Source organism: Butyrivibrio sp. YAB3001, assembly GCF_900112195.1.
GTDB lineage: Bacteria > Bacillota > Clostridia > Lachnospirales > Lachnospiraceae > Butyrivibrio.
In genome coordinates this window covers 1-6,678 of the sequence record NZ_FOKR01000042.1, presented here as the reverse complement: position 1 = coordinate 6,678, position 6,678 = coordinate 1, and the positions used below count along the sequence as shown (strand labels likewise).

Below are 6,678 nucleotides of genomic sequence, written 5' to 3'. Positions count from 1 at the left end.
GTACTAATAGGTCGAGGGCTTATCCAAAAGATAAGATGTATAGGGAAAAGGATTTAGATTAGTCAGTGTTCGGTTTTGAAGGTACAAGTCAAGAAAGAGTTTTAATAGGTTATTTTTCTTAGATCCATAGTCCGTAGGGGTTATGGATTTTTTTGTTAATATGCAGATGAATCATGAATTACAGAACAATGACAGTACTGGATACTCATATTTACAAATGAAATTGAATAATGAAAAGATTCTAATATGACGATATAAAAAAAGAATGTGAGTATCTTTTTGTATCAAATACAAATTGACAACAAGCAAATTGATTCTATAATAAGCATTGTTCTCAACTATTATTATTAGGGAGTGTAGATAAGATGGATACTTTAAGTATACTGAGAGATTTAGCAATTATAGTGATTGCAGCTAAAGTTATGGGAATAGTTGCCCGAAAACTAAAGGCTCCGCAAGTAGCTGGAGAGATTATTGCAGGATTGATAATTGGTCCTACTCTTTTAAATTTAGTAGTTATAAATGATTTCTTGTCTGGAATGGCTGAAGTGGGTGTTATTTTACTGATGTTCAGTGCTGGACTGGAAACCGACATAGATAATTTAAAAAAATCTGGCATTAAAGCAACAATTCTTGCATGCGCAGGTGTTTCTATTCCTCTTATTTTGGGAACAATACTTTACATGAGTTTCTATGGTTTTGCAGCTCCTGGTAGTCAGGAATTCACGCATGCGCTATTTATCGGTACAATTTTGACTGCAACTTCTGTCAGTATCACTGTGCAGGTTTTAAAGGAACTTGGAAAAATCTCTTCAGAAGTTGGCGCAACAATTATGAGTGCGGCAATTATTGATGATGTAATTGGAATTGTTGTTCTTACAGCAGTATTAGGGTTGAAGGATCCAAATTCTAATACGGCAATTGTATGTTTAAAAACGATTCTTTTCTTTGCTGTTTCTATTGTTGTTGGAATAATAATTTTATATATCATGAAAAAAGCAGTGGCAAGGTGGCCACATACAAGAAGAATCCCGATTATCGGTATGGCAATAGCCTTTGTATTCTCATATGCTGCGGATAGGTACTTTGGAGTAGCGGATATTACAGGAGCATATGTTGCAGGTATTATACTGAGTTCTCTTGATGATTCTGAGTATATTGATAGAAAAATGGATATAAATTCCTATATGATTTTTGGTCCTGTATTCTTTGCTAGCGTAGGATTACAAACAAACCTCAAGGAAATTGATATGACAATTTTATTTTTCTCCCTTGCATTTGTTGTTGTAGGTTTATTGGGAAAAGTAATAGGTTGCGGTTTAGTTGCAAAAATCTTGGGTTATAACTTGTCTGATAGTGCAAAAATTGGAGTCGGAATGATGACAAGAGGAGAGGTCGCTTTGATTGTTGCTCAAAGAGGCCTTAAAGCAGAAATTATAGACAGTAGATATTTTACAGCAGTTATTCTTTTGATAGTTATTAGTTCTATCTTAACACCGATTATTCTTAAAGCATTTTATACCTATGATGACAAGCATTCGGTTTGATTACGGTAAAAAGCTAAAAAACTGCTATTATTAAAAAATGCATTCAAGTATATATGGCTTGAATGCATTTTTAACATAGAAAAAATATTTTGATTTAATCCAGTATATTTAGTCTTTATTCATAAACTGCATTCCATGCACATCCTGTTTGGGTTGCATTTGGACAGGTTGTTCTTCAGATTTTGGTGCAGCTATTCCTTTCAAGTCCTTGACTAGCTTATATCTACATTCAGTACAAAATTTCCCGCTAAAAATAGGAGTACCACAGTTTTCGCATTTTAAAATCCCAGTCATTTCAAGCGAAATAAGGCGTCCTTCTCTAAGCCACCTTAGGATTGATTCAAGTGAGATCCCGGTTGCTTGATTAACTTCTTGCCCCGATGAAAATGGATGTTCATTTAAATACTGTCTTACAACATCAAAGTCTGCCTCATCTTGTTTAGTACAATTTGGACAGAGCTGTGGCCCTGTTTCTGAATATTGAAACAGGATATGACATCTTTTACATGACTGTACAGACATAGGCGGAATCCTTGAATAATAAAACAGATTAAAATTGTTTGCAGCATTTTTCTTATACTCATAATTTTATCGCAATAATATGGATTAAACAATGAATATATGATAAAAGTCTGAAAAGAAGCACAATCATAATCTATGTTCGGTAATAAGAAATTCACGGAATTGTATGTTGGAGAAGTCACTCAGATGAGCGTTTTTCCTGCTTGCGCATATTATCCAGTATCAGTTGTCCGTACTTTAGTAGTGTACCAATATAATCAACAGTCTCTTTGTTATCCTGGTCTTTATAATACTGGTGTATTGTTCGGATCCTTTCACCTGCAGAAAGAACTGCATTAAGTGTCCTGAAATCCGGATATGCTTTTAAGATGCTTTCTAATTTCTCATATCGTTTTAACTCAAGGACATCATTTCTATGTCGCTCTCTAAGTTTTTCGTTTTCTTTTCGTAATTTTCTGGTATCATCTATCTGCCTATTTCTCTTATTATTCTTATCTACATTGTACGCTTTAACTCTCTCATAATATTTATTGATGTTTTCATCCGGGAGAGGTTTAGGAAATCCCTTATCGTCAACTCCGCTATTACGTGTGCCGTCACTGATAAAAGCTAATTTTGCTTGTTCAGGTGCAGTAGTCCCAAAAACCGAATTCATGTGCGACGAATACATCTTCTGTATACTCGCCATCCATTCAGCCTTTCCATGAAAGCCCGAAAAATCAAGCTTTCCATCTAAAGACGGATCATGCAAAGAAAACACTCTATCGTATAGATATAGATTTTCCTGTTTATCGGTCTTTTTAAGCAACAGGTATTCTTCTCCTCGGAATAAATGTCCTATAGTCCATGCTTCTGTTACCGTTTCCCATTTTCTGCGTCAACTGGTACTTTGTTTTTATCATAATGATATTCAAAATGAAGCCAGATTGCTATTATTCCATCTTTTCTCACATGATGAGTGTTCTCATAATATTATTTTTGTTTCTTTATATGATCCCAGCATTTAAAATAATTTACACTTCCTTCATTTTACCTGAGAATACTTTTGCGAAATCTGATTCGTTTTTTAATTTTACAACCTTAAAAAGTGTGTACGCCATTATAAAAATCACTCCTGATATACTTCCCTGCCATCAGTATGTTTTACCCAGGTATCAAATAAAATGTTTTGTTCCTTTCCTCCGACAAATACTTTTGTTTCAAGTGGATATTCGCAGTACTACTCTATCTCGGGATTCATTTCCAGAGTGAGGATATTCTCATACTCAAGATTTGAGAACACTGCGACTCTTCTGCGTACCTTCCGGCTCTGGAATATCCAGTAGTTGCTACCATACTTGGAACTGCGTGGTTTTTCAATTGGCGTTTCGTAGCGATACATTTTTTCCTCCTTACATGATATTGTTGACGGTAATGCGACCATTTTAATGCTTGTTTCCGTTTGCCAAATGATGCAAAAGTCTTGTAATCGCCAAAACCAAAAGTAAAGATAATAAAAAAGAAAGCTCTTAAACATGAGCTTTCTTAAGGTTTTCAATATCGTATTACATTTTTCTTACCATCGAGTATTCGTTCAAAAGGATTCCATCTTTTAGACGTATTGCATCTGGTTTTACTCCTGTTATTTTGAATCCCATCTTTTCATATAATGCTCTTGCGCGGGAATTCCCTTCAACAAAATCCAGTTCCATCTGAAGAATATTCTCATTTTCTTCTGCAATTCGGATTAACTCTTGGAATAATCTGGTTCCTATTCCCAGATTCCAAAATTCTTTTAACAAAGCAATGGCAACGTGTGCACGATGCCTTGTCTTTATTCCATTGCTCCATGTTATCTGACAGTTGCCAGCAACCTTCCCACCAACTATGCATACCAGCATGGTTTCATTGTCTGCGGTATTAATCCTGTCAAATAGTTGTTTTTCCCCTTCTGCAGTGTACTTTGTGCATTCTTCAGGATAACGTAAAATGAAATCTGTTTCACCTGATGAAATATACAGATAGTCAAGAACGCCCTGGATGTCTTCATCTTTAGGGCTTCGTATTATCGCGGTTCTCCCGTCTTTTAACGTAAATTCAAAGTCTTTTATAAGCATATTTTCCAATCCTCCCAGTAACTGTTTAGCATAGTGAAATCCAGTAACGCTCCAAGTCTATGCCTTCATCCGGTTCGTGCAGGGTATTCTCATATATTCCGCCATTGGCAATGATTGTCTTACGACTTCCTTCATTTCCGGTGATACAGGAAATCATAACCTTTGATAGCCCCAAATCATCCCTGCAATATGGAAGCGCAAGCCGCAGCATCTCTTTGGCATAGCCTTTCCTGCGCTCAGATGGACGTATGGAGTATCCTATGTTGCCACCGAAATTATACAGATATTCACTAAGTTCATGGCGAATGTCTATCATTCCAAGAAGTCTGTTGTCACTTTTTCTGACACACAAAAATAATGTGGCCGGTACCCTGCTTCTGGGATTGTTTCCTTACTGCTGTATAATTTGATATGCTCCACCCAATCCGAAGGTTTCTCATATTCCCTAAGGGAACTTGTACCATCCATGGAATCCCCTACTTCAAGAAATTCCTGGCGGTATTCTTTGATTTGATCATAGTAAGCACTACTTGGCTCCAACAATACTAACTCTTCCATAACTTTACGCTCTCCTTATATTTTTTGTATAAAAAGAGCCCCACCAAACTGTTGATTGTTTGATGAGGCTCAATATACCTGAATTAATAATACTTCTATTCGTGCATCACCTCATCGATTGTATCAAAATCAAATCCCTGAAACTGATTATATTTCACGGATTCGGTAAAATGATTTGCTGTTGTATCGACGAGAATAATGTGTGCCATAGTTGTCTCTCAATTCTGAAAAATATTAGTACCAAGTATAATTGGCGATCAATTCAATGTCAAGTCTGTATAACAATGCTATAGATTAAATGAGATTATTACTGTTTCCATTTAACATTTCCTTTATCATTGTCCTATCCACATTAAAGACCTATTTGATAATATTTTGATTCTCTGCCATCTTCTTCAAAGGTTTCTATCAATTCAAATCCTGATTTTTCCAACACTTTAATCGATGCCAGATTATCTGAAAAAGTGAATGCTCCGATGGACTCTAGATTATATTTATTCTTTATTTCTTTTAGAAATAGTAATGTAGCACTTGTGGCAATCCCTTTATTCCAACTTGATTCATCAAACACACAATAGCTCAACATTGCATTGGGTGTGTCTGTTTTGTCTATACAGTAGCACCAGATATCCCCTACATACGTACCATCTGCCAGTATAGTTTTTCCATAGCTGGTTGCAGTTGGAAGTAGTGTCTCGTGATAGTCGGCTATCGCCTCCTCTACAGTAGTAGCTTTCTGCGGAAGCATAGACTTAATTGAAGTTTTCTGGGCCTGTTCAAAGTATATCCTTACTGTTTCTTCTGTGCGATCTCCCAAAACAATACTGTTCATGAAATATATACTCCTCTAAATTTGCATCCTATAGAACAATCCCTTCCCTATAGGGGTTGTTTTCTCATATGGTTCACCTTCAATATGAAAGCCCGCTTTTTCGTAGCATTTCACTGCTCTTTCATTCCATGTTCGAACCTCTATATAAACAGGTTTTCCTGGGAAAAGAGATTTAGATAATTCACATGTCATTTTTACAATTTTGTTTCCAAATCCTCTATTACACAAATCCGGATGAACTCCTACTCCAAGGACTACCTCAGTTCCTTTTTCTCTTAGGTTTATATACCCTACTAACAGTGGACCATCACAAAATGAATAGTAGTTATTACTTGGATTTCCAAATCCTGAATGGCTTGAAAGCTGATCTTCATAGGAAATACTATTATAGATTGCGTAATCTCCATCATATTTCCAGCTAGATATAAGCCGCTTCTCTGGCTCTGTAGTTACATGATATTTCAACATATCAAGCCTCTTCCCATAGTCTTTTCAAAAAACAATCTCAAATAATATACATACAAAAATATAACTACTACGTTTTTAAGAGTAGAATATGCGATAGATCCCCTCAACTCAAGAAAATTAAATGATTCTGGATTAAAGCATCATTAATAAGTATAACAGGTTCGGCTTTTTACAGTTTTATCTTTAAAAGTACGGCTTTTTACAATTTGTAGCTTTAAAAATTTAAGCTAAATCTGTATTTTTGTAAAAAACATCAAAAAAGAAAGCCTATGGTTGTGAGCTTTCTTGGAAATGAACATTTTACAGCTTTAGGTTAATCCGACACACCCAGAGAGTCTTTTGTCAAAGAACCTGGGTGTTCTAAAAGCTCTGTATTAAGTTTTCATAATTCTAAAGGTATAATTCTAGGATTTTAAATCCTAATCATTTAAAGAATTTTCGAATGTTTTGGAAGGGTTATATTCAGACATAACACTACTAAGAGCATGGAGCGTTATACTTATCAGTCTCTTTTGGAGGCTGATTTCTTATTTTCCGTTTTATTAATTATTTATCTATATTCCTGTCTTTGACAGTATAACAATAATAATCAACGCCGAAAGCCTTGAATTGTCTGACTTTCGGCGTTATCTTTGTGCTTCTTGAAATATAGTAA

General features: G+C 35.4%; 8 protein-coding genes. 1 reads left to right on the top strand and 7 read right to left on the bottom strand.

Going from position 1 to position 6,678, the window contains the following annotated elements:
* Nucleotides 1–365 precede the first annotated feature (365 nt).
* On the top strand, nt 366–1,547 hold the full coding sequence (locus tag BM086_RS20170) for a cation:proton antiporter (RefSeq protein ID WP_092332249.1): 1,182 nt from the start codon (nt 366–368) through the stop codon (nt 1,545–1,547).
* Between the two features lie 108 nt (nt 1,548–1,655).
* Here BM086_RS20170 and BM086_RS20165 read toward each other — a convergent pair whose 3' ends face one another.
* The 7 genes from BM086_RS20165 to BM086_RS20140 form a co-directional block, all read right to left on the bottom strand.
* On the bottom strand, nt 1,656–2,069 hold the full coding sequence (locus BM086_RS20165; protein ID WP_092332245.1) for a hypothetical protein: 414 nt from the start codon (nt 2,067–2,069) through the stop codon (nt 1,656–1,658).
* 178 nt (nt 2,070–2,247) lie between these two features.
* The gene (locus tag BM086_RS20160) at nt 2,248–2,877 is read right to left on the bottom strand and encodes a hypothetical protein (RefSeq protein ID WP_092332241.1); all 630 of its coding nucleotides are present in this window, start codon (nt 2,875–2,877) and stop codon (nt 2,248–2,250) included.
* A gap of 736 nt (nt 2,878–3,613) precedes the next feature.
* Complete coding sequence (locus tag BM086_RS20155) at nt 3,614–4,165, bottom strand: GNAT family N-acetyltransferase (protein ID WP_092332237.1); 552 nt, start codon at nt 4,163–4,165, stop codon at nt 3,614–3,616.
* Between the two features lie 25 nt (nt 4,166–4,190).
* On the bottom strand, nt 4,191–4,481 hold the full coding sequence (locus BM086_RS21540) for a GNAT family N-acetyltransferase (RefSeq protein WP_141107809.1): 291 nt from the start codon (nt 4,479–4,481) through the stop codon (nt 4,191–4,193).
* Complete coding sequence (locus BM086_RS21535; RefSeq protein ID WP_141107808.1) at nt 4,478–4,723, bottom strand: hypothetical protein; 246 nt, start codon at nt 4,721–4,723, stop codon at nt 4,478–4,480. Before BM086_RS21535 ends, BM086_RS21540 begins: the two co-directional genes overlap by 4 nt.
* A gap of 352 nt (nt 4,724–5,075) precedes the next feature.
* Nucleotides 5,076–5,555: a GNAT family N-acetyltransferase gene (locus BM086_RS20145; protein WP_092332232.1), complete on the bottom strand. Its 480-nt coding sequence runs from the start codon at nt 5,553–5,555 to the stop codon at nt 5,076–5,078.
* Nucleotides 5,556–5,570: 15 nt separating this feature from the next.
* Nucleotides 5,571–6,023 (bottom strand): GNAT family N-acetyltransferase, encoded by a 453-nt coding sequence (locus BM086_RS20140; RefSeq protein WP_092332228.1) that lies wholly within the window; start codon nt 6,021–6,023, stop codon nt 5,571–5,573.
* Nucleotides 6,024–6,678 lie beyond the last annotated feature (655 nt).